At 66.7% G+C, this 20,732-nt stretch carries 23 protein-coding genes; 6 read left to right on the top strand and 17 right to left on the bottom strand.

The window, feature by feature from the left end; genetic code table 11:
- Positions 1 to 23 precede the first annotated feature (23 nt).
- Positions 24 to 797, bottom strand: a complete 774-nt coding sequence (locus LJ725_RS15950) for a GntR family transcriptional regulator (protein ID WP_230551631.1) — start codon at positions 795 to 797, stop codon at positions 24 to 26.
- 108 nt (positions 798 to 905) lie between these two features.
- Between LJ725_RS15950 and LJ725_RS15945 the strand changes: the two genes are divergently transcribed.
- From LJ725_RS15945 to LJ725_RS15935, 3 genes are read left to right on the top strand one after another with little or no spacing between them, the layout of a single operon-like run.
- The gene (locus LJ725_RS15945; protein WP_230551630.1) at positions 906 to 1,895 is read left to right on the top strand and encodes a Bug family tripartite tricarboxylate transporter substrate binding protein; all 990 of its coding nucleotides are present in this window, start codon (positions 906 to 908) and stop codon (positions 1,893 to 1,895) included.
- A gap of 11 nt (positions 1,896 to 1,906) precedes the next feature.
- Entirely contained in the window at positions 1,907 to 2,977 is a 1,071-nt protein-coding gene (locus tag LJ725_RS15940) for a TauD/TfdA family dioxygenase (protein WP_230551629.1), read from the top strand.
- Between the two features lie 14 nt (positions 2,978 to 2,991).
- Positions 2,992 to 3,867, top strand: a complete 876-nt coding sequence (locus LJ725_RS15935; protein ID WP_230551628.1) for an isocitrate lyase/PEP mutase family protein — start codon at positions 2,992 to 2,994, stop codon at positions 3,865 to 3,867.
- Between the two features lie 46 nt (positions 3,868 to 3,913).
- Here LJ725_RS15935 and LJ725_RS15930 read toward each other — a convergent pair whose 3' ends face one another.
- From LJ725_RS15930 to LJ725_RS15910, 5 genes are all read right to left on the bottom strand, one after another.
- Positions 3,914 to 4,252 (bottom strand): tRNA-binding protein, encoded by a 339-nt coding sequence (locus LJ725_RS15930; RefSeq protein WP_230551627.1) that lies wholly within the window; start codon positions 4,250 to 4,252, stop codon positions 3,914 to 3,916.
- A 100-nt stretch (positions 4,253 to 4,352) separates the two neighbouring features.
- Positions 4,353 to 4,787 carry a phasin family protein gene (locus LJ725_RS15925; protein ID WP_230551626.1) on the bottom strand — a complete coding sequence of 145 codons (435 nt, stop codon included), beginning with the start codon at positions 4,785 to 4,787 and terminating at the stop codon, positions 4,353 to 4,355.
- 130 nt (positions 4,788 to 4,917) lie between these two features.
- Positions 4,918 to 5,553: a TetR/AcrR family transcriptional regulator gene (locus LJ725_RS15920; RefSeq protein ID WP_230551625.1), complete on the bottom strand. Its 636-nt coding sequence runs from the start codon at positions 5,551 to 5,553 to the stop codon at positions 4,918 to 4,920.
- Positions 5,550 to 6,347: a pyrroline-5-carboxylate reductase gene (proC, locus tag LJ725_RS15915; RefSeq protein WP_230551624.1), complete on the bottom strand. Its 798-nt coding sequence runs from the start codon at positions 6,345 to 6,347 to the stop codon at positions 5,550 to 5,552. Before proC ends, LJ725_RS15920 begins: the two co-directional genes overlap by 4 nt.
- 4 nt (positions 6,348 to 6,351) lie before the next feature.
- Positions 6,352 to 7,086, bottom strand: coding sequence for an enoyl-CoA hydratase/isomerase family protein (locus LJ725_RS15910; RefSeq protein WP_230551623.1), 735 nt, complete (start codon positions 7,084 to 7,086; stop codon positions 6,352 to 6,354).
- Positions 7,087 to 7,171: 85 nt separating this feature from the next.
- On the opposite strand from LJ725_RS15910, the gene LJ725_RS15905 reads away from it, so the two are divergent.
- The 3 genes from LJ725_RS15905 to LJ725_RS15895 are packed head-to-tail and all read left to right on the top strand — an operon-like array spanning position 7,172 to position 11,127.
- Positions 7,172 to 7,435: an accessory factor UbiK family protein gene (locus tag LJ725_RS15905; RefSeq protein WP_230551622.1), complete on the top strand. Its 264-nt coding sequence runs from the start codon at positions 7,172 to 7,174 to the stop codon at positions 7,433 to 7,435.
- A gap of 12 nt (positions 7,436 to 7,447) precedes the next feature.
- Positions 7,448 to 9,463, top strand: a complete 2,016-nt coding sequence (locus tag LJ725_RS15900) for a hydantoinase/oxoprolinase family protein (RefSeq protein WP_230551621.1) — start codon at positions 7,448 to 7,450, stop codon at positions 9,461 to 9,463.
- Positions 9,460 to 11,127: a hydantoinase B/oxoprolinase family protein gene (locus LJ725_RS15895; protein WP_230551620.1), complete on the top strand. Its 1,668-nt coding sequence runs from the start codon at positions 9,460 to 9,462 to the stop codon at positions 11,125 to 11,127. The genes LJ725_RS15900 and LJ725_RS15895 overlap by 4 nt, the downstream gene beginning before the upstream one ends.
- Here LJ725_RS15895 and LJ725_RS15890 read toward each other — a convergent pair whose 3' ends face one another.
- The 11 genes from LJ725_RS15890 to LJ725_RS15840 form a co-directional block, all read right to left on the bottom strand.
- Entirely contained in the window at positions 11,128 to 11,784 is a 657-nt protein-coding gene (locus LJ725_RS15890; protein ID WP_230551619.1) for a glutathione S-transferase family protein, read from the bottom strand.
- A 205-nt stretch (positions 11,785 to 11,989) separates the two neighbouring features.
- Entirely contained in the window at positions 11,990 to 12,904 is a 915-nt protein-coding gene (locus tag LJ725_RS15885; RefSeq protein ID WP_230551618.1) for an aminotransferase class IV, read from the bottom strand.
- A 9-nt stretch (positions 12,905 to 12,913) separates the two neighbouring features.
- Positions 12,914 to 13,681, bottom strand: coding sequence for an amino acid ABC transporter ATP-binding protein (locus tag LJ725_RS15880; protein WP_230551617.1), 768 nt, complete (start codon positions 13,679 to 13,681; stop codon positions 12,914 to 12,916).
- A complete protein-coding gene (locus tag LJ725_RS15875; protein WP_230551616.1) occupies positions 13,678 to 14,337 on the bottom strand; it encodes an amino acid ABC transporter permease in 660 nt (219 codons plus the stop codon). The genes LJ725_RS15880 and LJ725_RS15875 overlap by 4 nt, the downstream gene beginning before the upstream one ends.
- Positions 14,337 to 15,017, bottom strand: a complete 681-nt coding sequence (locus tag LJ725_RS15870) for an amino acid ABC transporter permease (RefSeq protein ID WP_230551615.1) — start codon at positions 15,015 to 15,017, stop codon at positions 14,337 to 14,339. Before LJ725_RS15870 ends, LJ725_RS15875 begins: the two co-directional genes overlap by 1 nt.
- A gap of 13 nt (positions 15,018 to 15,030) precedes the next feature.
- Entirely contained in the window at positions 15,031 to 15,864 is an 834-nt protein-coding gene (locus tag LJ725_RS15865) for a transporter substrate-binding domain-containing protein (protein ID WP_230551614.1), read from the bottom strand.
- Positions 15,861 to 16,595, bottom strand: a complete 735-nt coding sequence (locus LJ725_RS15860; RefSeq protein WP_230551613.1) for a GntR family transcriptional regulator — start codon at positions 16,593 to 16,595, stop codon at positions 15,861 to 15,863. The genes LJ725_RS15865 and LJ725_RS15860 overlap by 4 nt, the downstream gene beginning before the upstream one ends.
- An 85-nt stretch (positions 16,596 to 16,680) precedes the next feature.
- On the bottom strand, positions 16,681 to 17,127 hold the full coding sequence (gene cynS / locus LJ725_RS15855) for a cyanase (RefSeq protein WP_230551612.1): 447 nt from the start codon (positions 17,125 to 17,127) through the stop codon (positions 16,681 to 16,683).
- A 35-nt stretch (positions 17,128 to 17,162) separates the two neighbouring features.
- Positions 17,163 to 18,062, bottom strand: a complete 900-nt coding sequence (locus LJ725_RS15850) for an ABC transporter ATP-binding protein (protein WP_230551611.1) — start codon at positions 18,060 to 18,062, stop codon at positions 17,163 to 17,165.
- Positions 18,063 to 18,069: 7 nt separating this feature from the next.
- Positions 18,070 to 18,915, bottom strand: a complete 846-nt coding sequence (gene ntrB, locus LJ725_RS15845) for a nitrate ABC transporter permease (RefSeq protein WP_230551610.1) — start codon at positions 18,913 to 18,915, stop codon at positions 18,070 to 18,072.
- 102 nt (positions 18,916 to 19,017) lie between these two features.
- Positions 19,018 to 20,385 carry an ABC transporter substrate-binding protein gene (locus LJ725_RS15840; protein WP_230551609.1) on the bottom strand — a complete coding sequence of 456 codons (1,368 nt, stop codon included), beginning with the start codon at positions 20,383 to 20,385 and terminating at the stop codon, positions 19,018 to 19,020.
- Between the last annotated feature and the right edge of the window lie 347 nt (positions 20,386 to 20,732).

The raw sequence follows: 20,732 nt of genomic DNA, 5'->3' as shown, positions 1-20,732 counted from the left end.
GGGAGGAAAGAGAGGCGAAGCCGTCACTTCTGCACGTCGTGCAGCAGCCGTCCGACATTGTAGCCGTCGATGTCGTCGGCGCTCACCTCCATCACCAGGCGCGTGCGGCGGGGCGTCGTCCAGACCGTGACGTAGTGCACCGGCGCGCCGTCTCGGTTGTGCACCAGCCGATCGATCTTGAGCGTCGCCGAATTGATCTCGATGTCGAGCGCCCGTGCGACGAACGGATCGGCGAGCGCGGCGTTGACCTCCTGCGCCACCCCGCCGAGCTTTTCGAAGCTGCCGGCGATCAGCTCGTGCAGCGACGTCGTCTTCAGCCCCTCCTCGGTGACGGCGCGCGCAAAAGGCATCGGGATCCAGCCGTCGAGCAGGGTCACGGGCTTGTTCTCGAACGACCTCACGCGCACCAGGTGGAGCGCCTGCTCGCCGTCGGCAATGCCGAGATGGGCGGCGATCGGCCGGGGGCATCGCTCGACCTCGAGCGCCAGGATCCGCATCGTCGTTTCCTTGATTGTGCGCCTGAGGTCGCCGATGAAACCGAAGTCCGGCCCATGCTTCGTGTCGATCGTCTTGGCCGTGACGAAGGCGCCGACCCCCTGGCGATTGCGCACGAAACCGTCGTCGGCGAGATCGGAAAGCGCCCGTCGTACCGTGATGCGCGAGATCGAGAACTGGCGGCAGAGCGCCTCCTGCGTCGGCAGGGCGTCGCCAGGGCGATAGCGGCCCGAAACGATCTGCTCCTTCAGCAGGACATAGAGCTGGCGATGCAACAGCGCCCCGTCGGCACTGAGCTTCACACCGGATGCATCCGGTTTCGCCCCCCGGACCGTGCCGCGCGGCCGGCTTGCCTCAGCGTCTGACACCATGTTGTACTAACTTTATACCAATAAAAGGAGGGAACGAGGATGGCTAGGAGTATCACAGCTGCATTCGCCGGCATCGCTCTCGCGTTCGGGGTCGCGGCCACGGCCACCGCGCAGACTGCCGCCCCGTCCAAGCCGGCCTTCGCCCCCACCAGGACCGTCACCATCATCGTTCCCTACAGCCCCGGCGGCGGCACCGACGCGGTCGGCCGACTGATGGCCAAGGCCCTGGAAGAGAAGTGGGGCCAGACGGTGATCGTCGACAACCGCACCGGCGGCAACGGATCGGTCGGCGCGGCGCTCGTCGCCCGCGCCCAGCCCGACGGCCATACGATGGTGCTGGCGGTGTCGGGCATCGCCATCAACGCCCATCTGATGAAGCTGCCCTACGACACGGCGACGGCCTTCGCGCCGGTCACCGCGGTCGCCTATCCCGTCGCGACACTGCTGGCGACTCCGACCCTTCCGGCCAACGACTTCAAGGGCCTGGTCGAGCTGGTGCGCAAGGAAGGTCCCGACAAGCGGACCTCGGCCAGCCCCGATCCGGGCAGCCGGCTGATGGCGGAACGCATCTTCGACAGCGGCGGCATCAAGCTGATGAACGTGCCCTACAAGGGCGCCGCCTCCTTCGTCGGCGACATCTCCGCTGGTCGCGTCGATGTCGGCATCGCCAGCGTCACCTCGGGCCTGGCGCTGATCAACGCCGGCAAGCTCAAGGCGCTGGGCATCATGGGCACGCAGCGCATCCCCGCTCTGCCCAACGTCGCGACCTTCAAGGAGCAGGGCTTCGCGGGCCTCGACGAGAATTCCTGGTACGGGCTGTTCGCGCCGGCCGGCACGCCGCCCGCGACCGTCGAGGCGATCCAGAAGGACATCGCCAGCGTGCTCGCCGTGCCGGAGTTCCGCGCCAAGATCATCGAATACGGCTCGCTGCCCGGCGGCGATACGCCGACCGCGTTCAGCGCACGCTTCCAGCGCGACATCAAGGAGTCCGGCGAGACGATCCGCCGGCTCGGCATGACCGCGGACTGATGGAGGACATGATGGCAATCACCGCTCCCATTGCCTGGACCGTCGCCGACGTCGAGGCGGACAGAGGCTGGGTCCATGCCCTCTCGGCGCGCGAGAGCGCTGACCTGCTCGCGACGGTGCGCAAGGCCGGCCCGGCCGACCGGCCCATCCTGTCGTGGCGCCGCCAGGATTTCGATCTCGGCGCCGCCGTGCCGACGCTCGCCGCGGCGTTCCGCGAGGTGCGCGACGGGCGCGGCATGGCATTGGTGAAGAACCTGCCGCGCGAGGGCGTGACGCCCGACGAGTTCCGGCTGATGACCTGGGCGATCGGCCTGCATTTCGGCGTGGCGCGGCCGCAGAACAAGGCCAGCGACTACATCACCGAGGTGAAGAACGCCGGCATGAACTACCGCAGCCCGACCGGCCGCGGCTACAATTCCAACGCCGAGCTCGACTTCCATGTCGACGGCTCCGACGTCGTGCTGCTCTCCTGCTACAATCAGGCGCCGGTCGGCGGCATGAGCATGTGCGCAAGCGCCGCCACCGCCTACGAGATCCTCAAGCGGGAGCGGCCCGACTACGCCGCGGCCCTGACCACCGACTATCCGTTCAGCCGCAACGGCGAGCAGTCCGAGGGCGAGGCGCCGTGGTATCCGGCACCGATCGTCACCGAGGAGAACGGCCGGGTCTTCTGCAAGTGGAACCGCAACCGCATCGTCAACGCCCTGAAGCTCGACGGCGCGACGCCCCTCACGCCGCTGCAGCGGGAGGCGATGGAGTATTTCGACACGGTGCTGCGCCGGCCGGAGAACATGTTCTGCATGAACCTGGAGCCGGGCGATCTCCAGATCCTGTGCAACCAGACGATGCTGCACTCTCGCACCGGCTTCGAGGACCATGACGACGAGACGAAGAAGCGCACGCTCTACCGGCTGTGGCTGGCCCGCCCCGATTCGCGGCGCCTGCCGCAGAGCTGGGAGGTGTTCTACGGCACCGTCGAACCCGGTACCGTCCGCGGCGTCATGAAGGGCCACAACTACGACACGGTGCGCCAGGACTTCGATGCCCGCCAGGCCGCGGCGATGGGCATGAAGGCGGCGTGAGGAGGAGAAGCGACATGTCAAAGGGCAAGATCTTCCGCGACGCCATGAAGCGCGGGATGGTGGCCGCACCGGGCTGCTTCGACTGCATCACCGCGCGCTCGATCGAACGCGCGGGCTTCGAGGCGGTCTACATGACCGGCGCCGGCACCGCAGCGAGCCTCGGCTATCCCGACTACGGTCTCGTCACCATGTCGGAGATGGCCGACAATGCCGGCCGCATCGCCACCGCGATCAGGCTGCCGGTGATCGCCGACGCCGACACCGGCTACGGCAACGAGCTGAACGCCATCCGCACCGTGCGCGAATACGAGAAGCGCGGCGTCGCCGGCATCCACATCGAGGACCAGGGCTTCCCCAAGAAGTGCGGCCATCTCGAGGACAAGACCATCGTGCCGATCGAGGACTACGTCGCCAAGATCCGCGCCGCGGTGAGCGCCAAGGTCGATCCGGACTTCCTGATCATCGCGCGCACTGATTCACGTGCCTCACTGGGCTTCGAGGAGGCGATCCGCCGCGCCAACGCCGCCATCGAGGCCGGCGCCGACATGGCGTTCGTCGAGGCGCCGCAGACGCTGGAGGAAACGGCCTCGGTGCCGAAGCTGGTGAAGGGACCGTGCCTGCTCAACATGGTGTGGAAGGGCAAGACGCCGGACCTGTCGATCGACGAGGCGGGCAAAATGAACTACGCGGTGATGATCCTGCCGGGCGTGCTCACGCGCACCGTGGTCGGGGCCTGCGATGCGGCACTCGCCGATCTCAAGGCCAAGGGCCGCCATCCCGCCCCGCTCTCCGACATCACGCCACAACAGGGCTTCCGCCTGTCCGGCGCCGACGAATGGGACGGGTACCGCACGAGGTTCCGCGAGCCCCTGCCAAAAGCGGCGGAGTAGCCCCGGCCCCTCACTTCCCCCGTCCCAAGGGGCAGGCTTGGAATTTCTAGAAAAGCTTGCCGCCGTTGGGCACCGGCTTGGTCGGTGCGATCAGCACGACGCTGCCGTCGGCCGCGGGAAAGCCCAGCGTCAGCACTTCCGACATGAACTTGCCGATCTGGCGCGGCGGGAAGTTCACGACCGCGGCGACCTGGCGGCCGACCAGCTCCTGTGGCGTGTAGTGGACGGTGATCTGGGCCGAGGACTTCTTCGTGCCGATCGCCTCGCCGAAATCGATCAGCAGCCGGTAGGCCGGCTTGCGTGCCCCCTCGAGCGGTGCGGCTTCGATGATGGTGCCGACACGGATGTCGACGCGCTCGAAATCTTCGTAAGCGATGGTGGCCATGCGCCGACAGTAGAGTCGCGCGCGCAAAAGAAAAGGGGCCCCGTACGCGGCCCCTTTTTCCGGATCGGCGACAGGCCGATCCACGCTTGCTCTGAAACGCTTACTTCTTGGCGATCGCGGCCTTGACCTCTTCGGTCAGCTCGGCGACGCGGGCGCTCAGCGCCGTCACGGCGTCGGTCTGGCCCTTGGTGTAGAGCTCGGCCAGCTCCTTCGAGTTGGTGATCGCCGACTCGTAGGTCTTCTTCATGAAGTCGATCTGCTTGGCGGCCTTCTCCTCGACGGTCGCGGCGGCGAGGACTTCGCTGCCATGCTTGGAGAGGTCTTCCATCGCGGCGCGGACCATGTCGCCCTGGCGCTGCGCGATCGTCTTCATCGACTCGACGGCGGCGGTGTTGACCGAGGTGATGGTCGCGAAGTTCTTGCGCGCGGTCTCGACGAAGCTCTCGACGTTCATGGCCGGCAGCTTGAACTCGCTGGAGATCTTGCTGAAGTCGAAGTCGGCGAAGGGGTTCTTGAAGGCGCCGTTGGCGTACATGGGAATTCTCCTGCAGGGTCGAACAAAGGCTGAGCTGGGTGCCCCGCCTTTGCTGCGGTGCACAACGAGGCTCAATTTAAGGATGCGCTGCAGCGAGTCAAGGGGTGATTTTGTGCACCGCACAAAATCTTCACGGAGCAGGCGAAACCGGCGGTTCCTGCGGTCCTCGCGCCATCGGGGATTTGGTATATTTATCAAAGAGTTGGGACCAATGTTCCGCGGTCTTGAGGCGGCCGTCGAGAGCCGCCATGGTCTTTGAGAGATCGCCCGACTCGTCGCCGTCGAAGACCCGCGACACGGCATAATGGATGGCCAGCAGCCCGTTCTGCCGCAATGCACCAGGCAGGCCTTCGCTCGGCACCGATGCGGCCTCCAGCATGGCCGACATCGATCGGCGCAGGGCCGGCCCCATGGAGAGCGCGACCATCGGATCGCGCGTGCCGGCGCGGCGCAGCGCCCGCAGGGCCGCGCGATGCGGCTTCAGCGCGTCGTAACGGCGCATCATCACGTCGAACAGGCGGTCGCGGACGGTCTCCTCCGGATCTGTTGTCGACGGCGTTCCCTCAAGGACCTCCGCATCGATCCGGGCCATGAAGGCGGCAGCCAGGGACATCTTGTCTGGATAGAGCCGATAGAGATCGGCAAAGCCCAGCCCGGCCGCCTGGGCGACCTCGCGCAGGGACACGTCCGCGAAGCCCTTCTCCGCGATCAGCCCGAGAAAGGCGTCGAGTGCCCGGTCGCGAATCTGCTCCTCCGCTTCTGTCATCCCGCCAGCTCCTTCGATCGATTCGAGGCCGCGGCCAGCGCCTTGTCGAACACAGGTTGGATACCGTCTTTTGCCATCAGAACCTGCAGGGCGGCAGCGGTCGTGCCGCCGGGGCTGGTCACATTAACGCGAAGCTGCGAGGCCGGCTCCTTCGATTGCCGCAGCAGTTCGCCGCTGCCGGCCACGGTTGCCCGGGCAAGCTGCATGGCCATGTCGGCGGGGAGACCCGCCTTCTCGCCCGCCGCGGCCATCGCCTCGACCAGCAGAAAGACATAGGCCGGCCCGCTGCCCGACAGGGCCGTGACCGGATCCAGAAGCGCCTCGTCGTCGGCCCACAGGACCTGGCCGACCGCTTCCAGCAGTTCATGGCAGCGCTTCTTCTCGGCCGCCGTGACGCTGGCCGCCGCAGTCGCGACGGTTATGCCCTGTCGCACCGCCGCCGGCGTGTTGGGCATGGAGCGGACGATCTTGGCGCTATGGCCGAGGCGGGCCGCGAAATAGCCCAGCGTCTTGCCGGCCGCGATCGAGAGGAACACCGAGCCCTGGCCGGCGAAGCGCCGCAGGTCGATCAGCGTCTCGTCCATCGATTGCGGCTTCACCGCCAGCACCACGATCTCGGGCGTCTCCGTCATCTCGGTCGAGGAGGAAACCACACGGACGCCCGCATGCCGGGGGCGGATCGCCTCGACCGGCTCCGCCACGACGATGTCGGCGGCCACGAGGCCACGCGCCAGCCAGCCGTCGAGCATGGCGCCGCCCATCTTGCCGCATCCGACCAGCAGCAGCTTGCCCATGGCGTCAGCGTCCCTTGAACTGCGCGGGCCGCTTCTCGCGGAAGGCGGCGGCGCCTTCCTTGCGGTCGGCGGAGTTGGCGATGGTCTCGAGCTTGTAGCGCTCCGGCACGAAGATCTCCGCGGGGCCGCGCGGCAGCGTCTGGTTGGCGAAGTCGCGCAGGGTGCGGATCACCAGCGGCGCGGACTGCGCGATGACCGTCGCCATCCGCCGCGCCTCGGCGCGCTCCTCGCCCAGCGGCACGACCTTGTTCACGAAGCCCACGTCGTAGGCGCGCTTCACCGAAATCTCCTCGCCGAGCAGCAGCAGTTCCATGGCAACCTTGTGCGGCATGCGCGAGACGATGCCCGGCATCAGGCCACCGAACACGCCGACCTTGGCCTCGGGATACATGAACTTCGTCGTATCCGCAGACACCATGAGGTCGCAGGTCATGACCAGGCAGATGCCACCGCCGATCACCCAGCCCTGGGTGGCGGCGATGACCGGCTTAGTCAGCGCGTGGCTGACATGCGGCACGGCCTTCCACATGGCGGCGGGCGGAGCCATGAGGTCGGCGCCGACGCAGAAGGCCGGGCCGTCGGCCTGCAGCACGGCGACCTGGTCGTCGCCGGCCTCGAAGGCGCGGTAGGCGTCGTACAGGCCGTCGCACAGCTCCTGGGTCAGCGCGTTGCGCTTCTCCGGGCGCGCCATCGTTATGGTGGTGATTCCCTCGCTCGACTCGACTTTGACCAGGCTCACGGCGTCCTCCACTTCTCTTGCGCCGGATGCTAGCAGCCGCCCATACTCGCCGCATCCCAAGACCGGCCCGCAACAGGAGCGATCCATGCAGACCCGCAATCCCTTCATCGACGACCTGACCAAGGTGGCCAACGGCGCCATGGGCGCGCTCACCGGCATGAAGGACGAGATGGAAGCGCGGGTGCGCGACCAGATCGCCAAGATCCTCGACGGCATGGACATTCCGCGCCGCGACGAGTTCGACGCCGTGAAGGCGATGGCCGCCAAGGCGCGCGAGGAGAACGAGGAGCTGAAGAAGCAGATCGCCGAGCTGCAGGCCAAGCTCGGCTCCTCGAGCCCCGAAGCCTAAGGCGCCCGGACGATGCGCGTCGGCGTCGAGGTGGGAGGAACGTTCACCGACCTTGTCGCCGTCGAGGGCGGCCGGGTCGTCGTCACCAAGGTGCCGAGCACGCCGAAATCGCCCGATGTCGGCGCCTTCGCGGCGCTCACGGCCTCGGGCATCGATCTCGCCCGGATCGAGGATCTGGGTCACGGCTCGACCGTCGCCACCAACGCCGTGCTGGAGCGCAAGGGCGCGACGGTCGCCTTCATCGCGACGGCGGGGTTCCGCGACCTGCTGTTCATGCAGCGCCACGACCGGCGCAACATCTACGACCTCTTCTACGCCAAGCCCGCACCGCCGGTGCGCCGCAAGGACTGCTTCGAGGCGGTCGAGCGCCTGCGCGCCGACGGCTCGGTCGAGACGCCGCTCGACGAGGCGAAGGTGCGCGCCGAGTTGCTGCCCGCCCTCCGGGACGGCGGTTACCGCGCGATCGCGATCTGCCTGCTCAACGCCTATGCCGATCCGGTGCATGAGAAGCGGCTCGCCGCCCTGATCGGCGAGGCGCTGCCCGGCGTGCTCGTGACCTGCAGCCACCAGGTGGCGCGCGAGTTCCGCGAATTCGAGCGTGCCTCGACGACGCTGCTCTCCGCGTATGTGCAGCCGGTGATCGACGGCTACCTGCACCGCTTCGAGCACAAGCTCGCCGACGCGGGCTTCAAGGGCCGCTTCACGGTGATGCAGTCCAACGGCGGACGCCTGCCCGCCGAGGCGATGCGGCAGAGCGCGATCACTGCGCTCTATTCCGGTCCCGCGGCCGGCGTGGTCGGCGCCACGCGCCAGGCCGCGCGCTCGGGCTACAAGGACCTCATCACCTTCGACATGGGCGGCACTTCGACCGACGTGTGCCTGGTGCAGGACGGCCGGCCCTCGCTCGCCGCCGAGACCGAGATCGACGGCTTGCCGATCCGCACGCCCGTGCTCGACATCGTTTCAGTCGGCGCGGGCGGCGGCTCGCTGGCCTGGGTCGACGATGGCGGCATGCTGAGGGTGGGCCCGCAGAGCGCGGGCGCCGATCCCGGCCCCGCCTGTTACGGCCGCGGCGGCACCGAGCCCGCGACCACCGATGCGCATATCGTGATCGGCACGATCCGGCCCGGCGCCTTCCTGGGCGGCCGCATGCAGCTCGACGGCGAAGCCGCGCGCCGCGCCTTCGAGCCACTCGCGGAGCGCTTCTCGCTCAGCATCGAGCAGGCCGCCGCCTCGGCCTTGCAGCTCGCCGACGCCAACATCGTGCGCGCCATCCAGCTCGTCTCGACCGAGCGCGGCCGCGATCCGCGCGACTATGCGCTGGTGCCGTTCGGCGGCGCCGGCCCGCTCCATGCCGCGCGCATCGCCGAGGAACTCGGCATTTCGACCATCGTCGTGCCGCCCAATGCCGGCGTGATCTCGGCCTACGGGCTGGTGGCCTCGGACTACACCAAGTTCGACGCCGTCACGCGCAAGATGAAGCTCGACGAGACAGCGGCACGCGAAGCCGGTCGCATATTCGCCGAGATGCGCGCGCGGCTGGCGGCGCAGTTCGCCGACATGAAGCTGCCGGGCACGCTCGACTACACCCACACGCTCGACATGCGCTTCGTGGGCCAGGCCTTCGAGGTCGGCGTCGAGATCCCCGCGAATCGCCTGGGTTCGCTCGATGCCGCCTATCTCGCGGAACTGTTTGCCGACGCCCATCACCGCACCTTCATGCACGGCGCCAATCTCGACCGTCCCGTCGAGATCGTGACGCTCCGCGTCGGCGCCACCCTGCCGATCGGCGGCGCGCCGAAACTCGACCGCGAGAAGCTCGAAGCCCGCGCGCCCGAACAGGCGCAGATCTTCCACGGTGAAGCCTGGCTCGACTGCGCGCGCCACACCGCCGAGGCGCTGAACGCGGGCCAGGAGATCGCAGGCCCCGCCGTCATCGAAGGCTACACCGCCACGACCTGGGTGCCGCCCGGCTGGACGGCCGGGCTCGACGCAGCGGACAATCTGATCCTCCGGAGATCGCCATGAGCCAACTCGGTCCGATCGACTATGCCGTGATCAGCCAGGCGCTGATCGCCGGCGCCCGCGAGATGGGCGTGAAGCTGATCCGCTCCGCCTACTCGACCATCCTGCGCGAGGCGCGCGACGGATCGGCCGGCCTGATGGACCGCGACGGCAACACGGTGGCGCAGGCCGAGCTGATCCCGATGCAGCTCGGCCCGATCGGCGAGACCCTGCGGGCCTGCCTCCGGCGCCATCCCGTCGAGACGCTGAAGGAAGGTGATTTCCTCATCAACAATGACCCGTTCGAGGGTGGCCAGCACATCCCCGACGTTTTCATCTTCACGCCGATCTTCGTGTCAGGCCGCGTGGTGGGCTTCGGCGCCTCGGTGGCGCATCACCTGGACCTCGGCGGCGGCGCGCCTGGCCTCAACATCCACGCCTCCGACGTCTACCAGGAAGGGCTGCGCTTCCCGCCCTCGCGCTACAGTTTCGAACACGACTGGAACGGCGGCTCGTTCGAGCGGCTGGTAACGGCCAACGTGCGCGTGCCCGACCTCACCATCGGCGATTTCAACGCCCAGTTCGCGGCCAATGCGATCGGCGTGATGCGGGTGAAGCAGCTCTGCGAACGCTACGGCACCGACAAGGTCGAGACGGCGATGCGCGAGATGCAGGATTACTCCGAGCGCCGTGTCCGTGCCGCCATCGCACAGGCACCGAAGGGCACCTACTACGGCGAGGATGCGGTCGACGACGACGGGCTGAGCGACGAGCCGCTGGTGGTGAAGGCCAAGGTCACGATCGCCGAGGATTCCGTCGAGATCGATTTCGAGGGCACCTGCGCGCAGGTGAAGCGCAACCTCAACTGTCCCTACTCCAGCACGCTGTCGGCGGCGCTCAGCTGCGTGAAGTCGGTGCTGACCAGCCCCGACATTCCCTACAACGAGGGCATGGCACGGCCGATCACCATCAAGGTGCCCTACGGCTCGCTGCTCAATCCGCGGCCGCCGGCGCCGGTGCGGGCGCGCATGATCCCGGCCTATCGCGTCTTCAACGCGGTGATGAAGGCGCTGGCCCAGGCGCTGCCCGACAAGGTGATCGCCACCGGCTTCGACTGCACCACCGCGTTCTGCCTCTCCCATCTCGGGGAGAAGGGCTACAGCGTCTATCTCGAGATCTTCGGCGGCGGCTACGGCGCCTCGAAGGACGCGGACGGCTGCGACGCCGTCGATTCGCCGCTCAGCAACTGTTCCAACGCGCCCGTCGAATCGCTCGACATCGACTACGGCTTCTTCCGCATCGTCGGCTACGAGCTGGCGCCCGACTCGTTTGGCCTGGGCGCCCGGCGCGGCGGCGCGGGCTTCACGCGCCGCTGCGAGATCCTGCACGACGACGTCCAGCTCGCCATCTACTCCGACCGCTTCCGCCTTGCCCCCGAAGGCCTTCTGGGCGGCGAGCCCGGCCAGCGCGGCTACTGCCGCGTCTTCCGCGCCGACGGCAGCGTCGAGGAGCTGAAGAGCAAGGCCGCCCTCGATCTCGGCAAGGGCGACATCGTCGAGATGTTCGTGGGCGGCGGCGCCGGCTTTGGTCGCGTGGTGGAGCGTCCCGACGCCATGATCGAGCGGGATTTGGCCGACGGACTGCTCACGCGCGATCCCAGGAGCGCGCGAAAGCTGGCGGCGGAGTAGCTACACGTAGCAGTGCAGCCGCTTGCCGGGGAGCAGGTCGTACGGCGCCTTCCAGCCGGGGAGCGCGGCCATGCGCAGAAGCCACTCATTGACGGCGGGATGACTGACCGCGAAGTCGTAGCCGGCCTCGTTCTTGGGAAACGACAGGTAGGCCATCATCGAGATGTCGGCGATGGTTGGCCGGTCGCCGATCACGAAGGCCCGCTTCTCGAGGTGGCCGTTCAGGATGCCGAGATAGTCGTCGATGCGCCTGCGCATGAAGTCGAGGACCACGGGATCGACCGAACGAAGGAAGGCGCGGTTGTAGCGGTAGGTCGCCATGAAGCCGGTGAGCTTGTGGTTGTCCCAGAACAACCAGCGCAGGATCTCGAACTTCTCCGCCTCGCTCTTCGCACCGAAGCGGCCATGGCGCTCCGCAAGGCGCAGCAGGATCGGCGCGGTCTGGGTCAGACGCTCGCCATTCTCCTCGAGCACGGGGATCTCCCCCATCTCGTTGACCGTGGCGCGCCATTCCGGCGTTCGCGTGACGCCGCCACCGAAGTCCGTCCAGACCGGCTCGAAGCTCTGGCCGCACAGGGTCAGCATCAGCGCCAGCTTGTAGCTGTTGCCCGACTCGGGGAAGTAATGGAGGCGATAGGTCGGCGACGATTGGCTCATGTCGCCATCCTAGACCGTCCCGGCCGCTCCGCCGAATGGAGTTCGGTAAGTCGTGGATGAAAGAAATTTGCCTAGAGACGATGCTCACGCTGTCGCAGACAGCAAGCAAAGGTCCGTCGCTACGCTCGGGATGACAATTTTGCCCTGGCGCACAGCGTGCGTTCCAACAACATTGTCATCCCGAGCGTAGCGAGGGACCCTTCCCTTACAGCGCCCCGACCGACCTCAGATAGAGGTCGCTGGCTTCCTTCGTGACCTTGCCCGCCTTGCCGTCGGCGATGAGGCGGCCGTCGACCTTCGTCACCGGGGTGACGCCGCCCAGGGTGCCGGTCACGAAGGCCTCGTCGGCGGAATAGACCTGCGCCAGGGTGAAGTCGCATTCTTTCGCGACGTTGCCGGCCGCGCGCCAGGCGTCGATCACGTTCTGCTGGGTGATGCCCTTGAAACTATAGAGGCTGGTCGAGGTCCACAGTTCGCGGCCGCGTACGATGAAGAAGTTGGTCGAGTTGCACGAGGCCACGAAGCCGCGCGGGTCGAGCATCAGCGCCTCGTCGGCGCCGGCCTTGATGGCCTGGATCAGCGCCTGGATGAGGTTCAGCCGCGAATGCGAGTTGAGGCGCAGGTCGAACTGGTCGGGCTGGGTCGTGCGGAAGGTCGAGGTGAAGAGCGAATAGCCCTTGGCCTTGGCCTCCGGGATCGGCGTCTTGTATTCGGCGACGCAGACGATCGTGGCCTTGCCGATCACGAAGCGCGGATCCTGATTGGGCGTCTTCTTGAGGCCGCGCGTGATCATGAGGCGGATGTGCGCGCCGTCGGTCATGCCGTTCTTCGCCAGCGTATCGGTCACGACCTTCGTCACGTCCGCGCGGTCGAGCCCGATGTCGAGATCGATCGAGCGCGCGCCTTCGAACAGGCGGTCGAGATGAGCCTCTAGGCTGATCAACTTGCCCTTCACGAGGCGCAGGCCTTCCCACACGCCGTCGCCCAGCACGAAGCCGGAATCGAACACCGAGACCCTCGCCTCATTGCGCGGGAAGAACTCCCCGTTCACGTAGACCAGCACCTGATCGTTGCGCGCATCGGCCAGATAGGCCTGGGCGCTCGCCTGCTCGTTGCTCATGACGTATCCCTAGAAGCTGAATTGCCTGTGGCTGGCGAGGAAGGCGCGGGTGCGCTCCTTCTTCGGGTTCTTGAGGACCTCGTCCGGCGTGCCCTGCTCGTGGATCGCGCCGTCGGCCAGGAAGATGATCCGCGTCGCGACGTGATAGGCGAAGCCCAGCTCGTGCGTGACCAGCAGCATGGTGCGACCCTCTTCGGCGAGGGCCAGGATGACGGCCAGCACCTCGCCCACCAGTTCCGGATCGAGCGCCGAGGTCGGCTCGTCGAACAGCAGCATCTCGGGGTCCATGGCCAGTGCCCGCGCGATGGCGACCCGCTGCTTCTGGCCGCCCGAGAGATGGGCCGGATAGGTGTCCGCCTTCTCCGCAAGGCCGACCCGCGCCAGCTCCTTCCGCGCCCGCGCCTCGGCTTCCGGCTTCGGCATGCCACGCACGGTGCGCAGCCCCTCCATCACGTTGCCGATCGCCGTCATGTGCGGGAAGAGATTGAACTGCTGAAATACCATTCCGACGCGCTGCCGCACCTGGATCAGCTCGTTCTCACGATAGATCCGCTCGCCCGCGCGACCCTCGCGGCCCAGCATCTGGCCGTCGAGCGCGATCGTGCCGCCGCCGGGGCGCTCCATGAAGTTGAGACAGCGCAGCAAGGTGCTCTTGCCCGAGCCCGAAGCGCCCAGGATCGCGATGCGTTCGCCGCGCGCCACCTCGAGATCGATGCCGCGCAGCACCTCGGTGGCGCCGAAGCGCTTGGTGAGACCGGAGACGCGAAGGATGGTCATTCGTCCCGCCTCAGTCGCCGTTCGAGGAAATAGCTGAACTGGACCAGCGGCCACAGGAAGACGAAGAAGATCACCGCGACGGCGGTGTAGGCCTCGATCGGATTGTAGTTGAGCGAGGCGATCAGCTTGCCCTGCTGCAGCAGCTCGACATAGGCCACGGCCGAGGCGAGCGTCGACATCTTGAAGATCTCGATGGCGCGGTTGGTCAGCGCCGGCAGCATGCGCTTCAACGCCTGGGGCAGGATGATGCGCCGCATCGCCTGGCCCCAGCGCATGCCCAGCGCCCGCGCCCCGTCCCACTGGCCGGTCTCGATCGACTGGATGCCGCCGCGATAGATCTCGGCCGAGAAGGCCGCCGAATTGAGCGAGATGCCGAGCGAGGCGGCGGCCAGCGGCGAGATCTGGAAGGGCAGCAGGATCGGCAGGGCGAAGTAGAACCACAGGATCTGCACCAGCACCGGCGTGTTGCGGAAGAATTCCACGAAGATCGTGGCCGGTATGTGGAGCAGGCGATTGCGGGAGTAACGGCCAAGCCCGACGATCAGGCCGAGGCTCAGGCCCAGCACGAGGCAGATGGCGAAGATGCGCAATGTACCGACGGCGCCGACGAGCAGCGCATCGGTGTTGTCGAAGACGGAGGCGAAATCCCAGCGCATCAGTGGACAGTCGATTCGCCGCTACGGGCCAGCCGCAGCTCGACGAGCCGCGCGACCTGGCTCGCGAGGAAGATCACGACGAAGTAGATCAGCGCCACGACGGTGTAGGTCTCGAGCGGCCGGAACGTCTTCTGCGAGACCTCGTTGGCGGCGAACAGAAGGTCGGCGTAGGAGATGGTAGCGATCAGCGTCGTCGTCTTCATGAGTTCGATGGCGCGCTCCATGAAGGCCGGGATCATGCGCTTCACCGCCTGGGGCAGGATGATCCGGCGCAACGCCTGGTCGTGGCGCATGCCGATCGCGCGCGCGCCATCCCACTGGCCGCGCTCGATCGACTGGATGCCGGCGCGGAAGACCTCGGCGAAGAAGGATGCCGACTGGATTGAGAAGGTGACGGCGCCGGCCACGAACGGTGTCATCTCGATGCCGACCAGGATCGGCAGGGCGAAGAAGAACCAGAAGAGCTGGACCAGCGGCGGCGTCGTGCGAAACACTTCGATGACGAAGCCGGCGGGCCACGACAGGAACCGCCGCGGCGACAGACGCAGCAGCGCCAGCACCAGGCCGAGCGCGACGCCGCAGACCAGCGCCGTGCCCGTCACCTTGAGCGTGTTCGCCAGACCCTGCGCCAACAACGGTGCATTGGCGAGGACCGGCGAGAAGTCCCACTGGTAGGCCAAGAGGCGCCGCCGCCTACTTGATCATTTCCTTCATGACCGGTGGCGCGAGCTTCGGATCGAGGCCGAAGTCCGCCAGGGCCTGATCGTAATACTTCTGCGTCTGGCCGCTCTTGTAGTAGTCCGCGATCTGCCTATCGACCCATTCGGTGAAGGCGGTGTCGCCCTTGCGCAGCGCCACGCTGGAAGGCTGCGATTCCGCGGGCAGCGGCACGACGATCTTGCCCTTGCCGAGACGCTGGCGCGCGGCGAGTAGCGGCGGATGAAAGAGCAGCACGGCATCGACGCGGCCCGACTGGAAGGCGGCGATCGCCTCGGCATTGCCGGGGAAGCGCTGGATGTCGGCCTTGGGCGTGTGCTGCGTCGCCCAGCGGTCCATGGTCGAAGCCTGCGGCACGGCGATGCGCACGCCCTGCTTGTTGAGGTCCTCCCAGGTCTTGGCATCGAGGTCGTCGCGCGCCAGCACGGCCAGCGAGTACCAGAGCAGCGGCGACTCGGGGAAGTTGGCGGCCTGCTTCCTCTCGGCGGTGGCATCGAGCATGAACATCAGGTCGATCTTGTCGCCCTGGAGCGCGGCGATCGCGTTGCCCCACGTCACCTCGACCGGCTCGAACTTCACACCCAGCGTCTGCGCCATCGCCTTGCCCATCGCGATGCCGAGGCCCGACGACCATTCGCCGGTCTTGGGATCTTTGGAATACCAGGGCGGCGCCTGGGTGACGCCGACCCTCAGCACGCCGCGCTTCTTCACCTCGTCTAGCGTGCCCTGGGCGCGCGCGGCGAACGGAATGGCGAGTGCGGCGGCACTGGCGGCCGCGACGGTCAGCAACGAACGTCGATTGATGCTCATGAATTGTCTCCCCTTTTTGGCTTCCCGGACGAAGTCGGCATCGTGCGCAGGAACCTCTCCGTCGTTTCCACGCCGCGTCGCATGTGATCGGCGATCTCGCGCCTCATCGCCTCCAGGTCGGCGCCGAACGCCGCCTTGATGTAGCTGTCGTGACTGTCGCGCTTCGGACCGCGGCGTCCGTGCGCGCGATGATGCGCCGCCCAGTACAGTTGCAGCCGGCCGCGCAAGCCGTTCCAGGCGCGCTGTAGCAGTCTGTGGCCGCTCACCTCGTAAACGAGGCCGTGGAATTCGAGTTCGTTCAGGATGCTGGCGCGGTCGTCACCGGCATCGATCGAGGCGATCAGCGCCTCGTTGCGGCGCCTAAGTTCGGCGCGGAAGCGATCGTCGCGGCGTGGCCAGACCTGCTCGAAGGCGAAGGTCTCGAGCACGGTGCGCAACGAATAGATCTCGTGCACGTCCTCGACCGAGAGTTCGGCGACGCGCGTGCCGGTGTAGGGCACGGTCACCACCAGCCCCTCCTCGATCAGCTGCCGGAGCGCCTCGCGCAACGGTCCGCGGCTGACCTCGAACCGCTCCGACAGCGACGTCTCGACCAGCGGCGCGCCGGGCGGAATGTCCCCCGCGAGGATCGCCCCTCGCAGCCGCTCGACCACATGCGCCCGCAACGTCGCTTTCGGCACGCGCTCGAAGAGCGCGCCGACGTCGGGCGTCGAGACATCGGAAAACGCCAAAACTGTCCTTTCAGGCTTGATGGTCGATTGTTGACAATCTGGCACAGCGAAAGGCCGCCGCACAAGGAGTGCGGCGGCCGGCCGATCAGTAGCTCTTGTACCCCAGGAACTTGCCGGACATCGCGATCTTCACGCGGTCGCCCTTCTGGTCGGGCTGGCGCTCCATGGTCATGTCGAAGTCGATGGCGCTCATGATGCCGTCGCCGAATTCCTCCTGGATCAGTTCCTTCCAGGTCGTGCCGTAGACCTGGACCAGCTCGTAGAAGCGGTAGATCAGCGGGTCGGTCGGAGGGATCTGGGGCAGCGAGCCGCGATAGGGCACTTCCTGGAGCAGCAGGACTTCTTCCTTGCCCAGACCGAACAGCTTGCCGGCCTTGGTGGCCTGCTCCTTGGTCATCTTCATCTGGCCCATGCAGGCCGCGGTGACGATGATCTTGGAGGCGCCGCCGATCTTCTTGGCGATCTCCTCCCAGGTCAGCTCCTTCAGGCGCTTGGCCGTGAGGATCTTCTCGGTGACTTCAGCCCGCTTCATTGTCTTCTCCCGTCGATGTTGGCTTCAGTTGACTGTCAGTTGCTGTGCCGCAGGGGCACCACGTCGGCCGGCGGATTGACCGCCGACAATCCGGGCTTCACCAGCTTCGGCCGCCGCGGGTCGAAACCGTGCTCGGCGATCTCTCGATCGAACGCCTTCGAGCGGTTCACGAGGAACTCCACCAGATGGTTGCGGATCGCGTAATACTGAGGATGCCGGTGCAGGTCGTTCCGGTGCCGCTCGTTCTTCGGCATGGTGTTGACCACGATCTCGGCGATGCGGGCGCCCGGCCCGTTGGTCATCAGCACGATTTTGTCGGCGAGCAGGATCGCCTCGTCGACATCGTGGGTGATCATGAAAACGGTCTGCTGCGTGTCGGCGCAGATGCGCAGCACCTCGTCCTGCAGCATGCCGCGCGTCAGCGCGTCGAGCGCGCTGAACGGCTCGTCCATCAGCAGCATCTTGGGCTGGATTGAGAGCGCGCGGGCGATGCCGACCCGCTGCTTCATGCCGCCGGAGAGCTGTGCCGGCCGCTTGTTCTCCGCACCGGCGAGCCCGACCAGCTCGATGAACTTTCGCGCGTGCGCCTGGACGCGTGCACGATCCCAGGTCGGCCAGCGAGACGAGACGGCGAAGGCGATGTTGCCGATCACCGTCATCCACGGCAGCAGCGCATGGCCCTGGAAGATCACGGCGCGGTCGAGGCTCGGCCCGTCGATCTCGCGATTGTCGACGATGACGGCGCCGCCGCTCGGACTGTCGAGGCCGGCCAGCACGTTCAGGATCGTGGTCTTGCCGCAGCCGGAATGGCCGATCAGGCAGCAGAACTCGCCCCTGTCGATGCCGAACCAGATGTCCTCGAACACGGCCGGCTGGCCGGTCTCGCCGAAGCGGCGTGCCAGCCCTTCGACGCTGATGAGCGGACGGTTCTCCATGGCGCGCCTATTCCGGATAGGTGACGAGCCTGGCCAGATAGGCCAGGCCCTGGTCGAGCAGGAGACCGACGAGGCCGATCAGCAGGATCGCGGTCACGATGTTGGCGATCGAGAGGTTGTTCCACTCGTTCCATACGAAGTAGCCGATACCGGTGCCGCCCACGAGCATCTCGGCCGCCACGATCACGAGCCAGGCGATACCGACGGAGATGCGCATGCCGGTCATGATGGTGGGCGCCGCCGCCGGCAGGATCACCTTGAACGCGGTGCGGAACGGCCCGACCTCGAGCGTGCGCGCCACGTTCAGCCATTCCTTGCGGACGCTGCCCACGCCGAAGGCGGTGTTGATCAACATCGGCCAGACCGAACAGATGAAGATCACGAAGATCGAGGAGATGGCGCTGTCCTTGATCGTGTAGAGCGCGAGCGGCATCCAGGCGAGCGGCGAGACCGGCTTCAGGATCTGGATGAACGGATCGAGCGCGCGATAGACCAGCGGCGACATGCCGATCAGGAAGCCGAGCGGAATGGCGAAGAGGGCGGCGAGGCCGAAGCCCAGCAGCACCCGGCCCAGCGAATAAGCGAGCTGGATGCCGATGCCCTTGTCGTTGCTGCCGCGCACATAGAACGGATCGGCGAGATGCTTCCAGATCGTGGCGCCGATGTCGGCCGGCGTCGGCATCGCCGACTTCGAGCCGGTGGCGGCCGCGGCGCCGACCAGCTTGGCGTATTCCGGATCGACCGCCGGACCGCTGGCCGCGGTGGGCAGCGTGGCGACGTGCCAGATGCCGACGATGACCGCGAAGATCAGGACCGACAGCAGGCCGGCCCGCATTCCGAGCGAGGCTTTCATCGCTGGGGGCACGCCACTTCCGTGGCGCGATCTTCTCTGGCTTCAAAGCATGACGCGCGACTGGAGTCGCGCGCCCCCAGCACCTCAACCTGCGTCATCGTCTCAGGTCCGCTTGATGGCGAAGCTGTTTACGTAGTCGTCCGGCTTGGAGGCATCGAACGGCTTGCCCATCACCACGATCGTCTTCTTCGACGGATCGGGCGGCGTCAGGCCCATCTCCTTCATCATGCTTGCGGTATCGGTGGCGAGATAGACCTCCGAGGCGACCTTGGCGTAGTCGACGTCGGCCTTGAGCTGACCCCAGCGCTTCATCTGGGTCATGATCCAGATCGCGAACTGGTTCCACGGGAACGGGTCGAAGTCGATGCGCTCCGGATCCTTCTTCACGCCGCCCAGCCCGTCGGCATAGGTGCCGGTCAGGATCTGCTCCAGCACCGTCTCGGGCTGGTTCAGGTAGTTGGCCGGGGCGATCGCCTTGGCGATCTCCTTCCGGTTCTCTTGCTTGTGCGCATAAGCGGTCGCGTCGATGATCGACTTCAGCAGCGCACGATAGGAGTTGGGATTCTGGGTCGCGAATTCCTTGCTGACGGTGAAGGCGCAGCAGGGATGGCCGTCCCACAGCTCCTTGGTCAGCAGGTGGATGAAGCCGATGCCGTCGAACACCGCGCGCTGGTTGAAGGGATCGGGCCCGAGATAGCCGTCGATATTGTCGGCGCGCAGGTTGGCGACCATCTCCGGCGGCGGCACCGAGCGGATCGAGATGTCCTTGTCGGGGTCGAGCCCGTGCTCCGCCACGTAGTAGCGCAGCAGATAGTTGTGCATCGAATAGTCGAAGGGAACGGCGAAGCGGAAGCCCTTCCAGTCCTTCGGGTTGCGCTTGTCCTTGTGCTTGTTGGCGAGCGTGATCGCCTGGCCGTTGATGTTCTCGATCGCCGGCATGGTCCACGGAACCGGATTGGAACCGACCCCCAGCGAGATAGCGATCGGCATCGGCGAGAGCATGTGCGAGGCGTCGTATTCCTTGGCCAGCGACTTGTCGCGGATCACTGCCCAGCCGGCCGTCTTCACCACTTCGACGTTCAGGCCCTGCTTGGAATAGAAGCCCATCGGATGGGCCATGATGATCGGGGTGGCGCAGGTGATCGGAATGAAACCGACCTTAAGGTCCTTCTTCTCCGGCGCGCCGCCCTGGGCGAAGGCCTCGCGCGCCGCGCCCAGCGGCAGGACGGACGAGATGGCGGCCATCGCGGTGGCGGCGCCGACCGTCTTCAGGAACTGGCGGCGCTGGGCGTCGACCGGGAACACGGCGCGCAGGACGGCGGCATCGACCACCCGGTTCCAGCGATCCTCCTCGCCGGCCGGCACGGCGGCGGCGCTCAGCCGGTCGTGGTCGCGCTGGGCATGATTGCCGCCGCAGCTGCAGGGCCGGCGGCCGAGCAGGGTCTTCGGATCGAACGGGTCCTTGAACATAGAAGCCTCCACCACGTCTTTTCCGGTCGGCGCCGGGTGCTTGGGCAGGAAGGAGGCAAGGCCTGTGCCAACTGCCCGGAATCTGCGTAAACACGGGTCAGGCACGGTCAGCGACGCGGTTTTGCTCAAAAATTCAGCAGCAAATCCCGATTCGTCCTGCGGAATCTCCGGACTCGAATCTTAACGTTGGGGATTAAATTCATGGAATCCCTGACTCTTTCCCCGTTTTACACGGACCTTTGTTATTGCGTGGCAAGATCGGCTTATGGCAGGCTACCGCTAGTGGGTTGTTGGGTGCCCACCACGATATGTCGACCACCCGCCTCAAGAATGGCTCCGATGGGCCG

Source organism: Reyranella aquatilis, from assembly GCF_020880995.1.
Classification (GTDB): domain Bacteria; phylum Pseudomonadota; class Alphaproteobacteria; order Reyranellales; family Reyranellaceae; genus Reyranella; species Reyranella aquatilis.
Note: the sequence above shows the minus strand (reverse complement) of the source record. Positions and strands in the feature narration are given on the sequence as shown.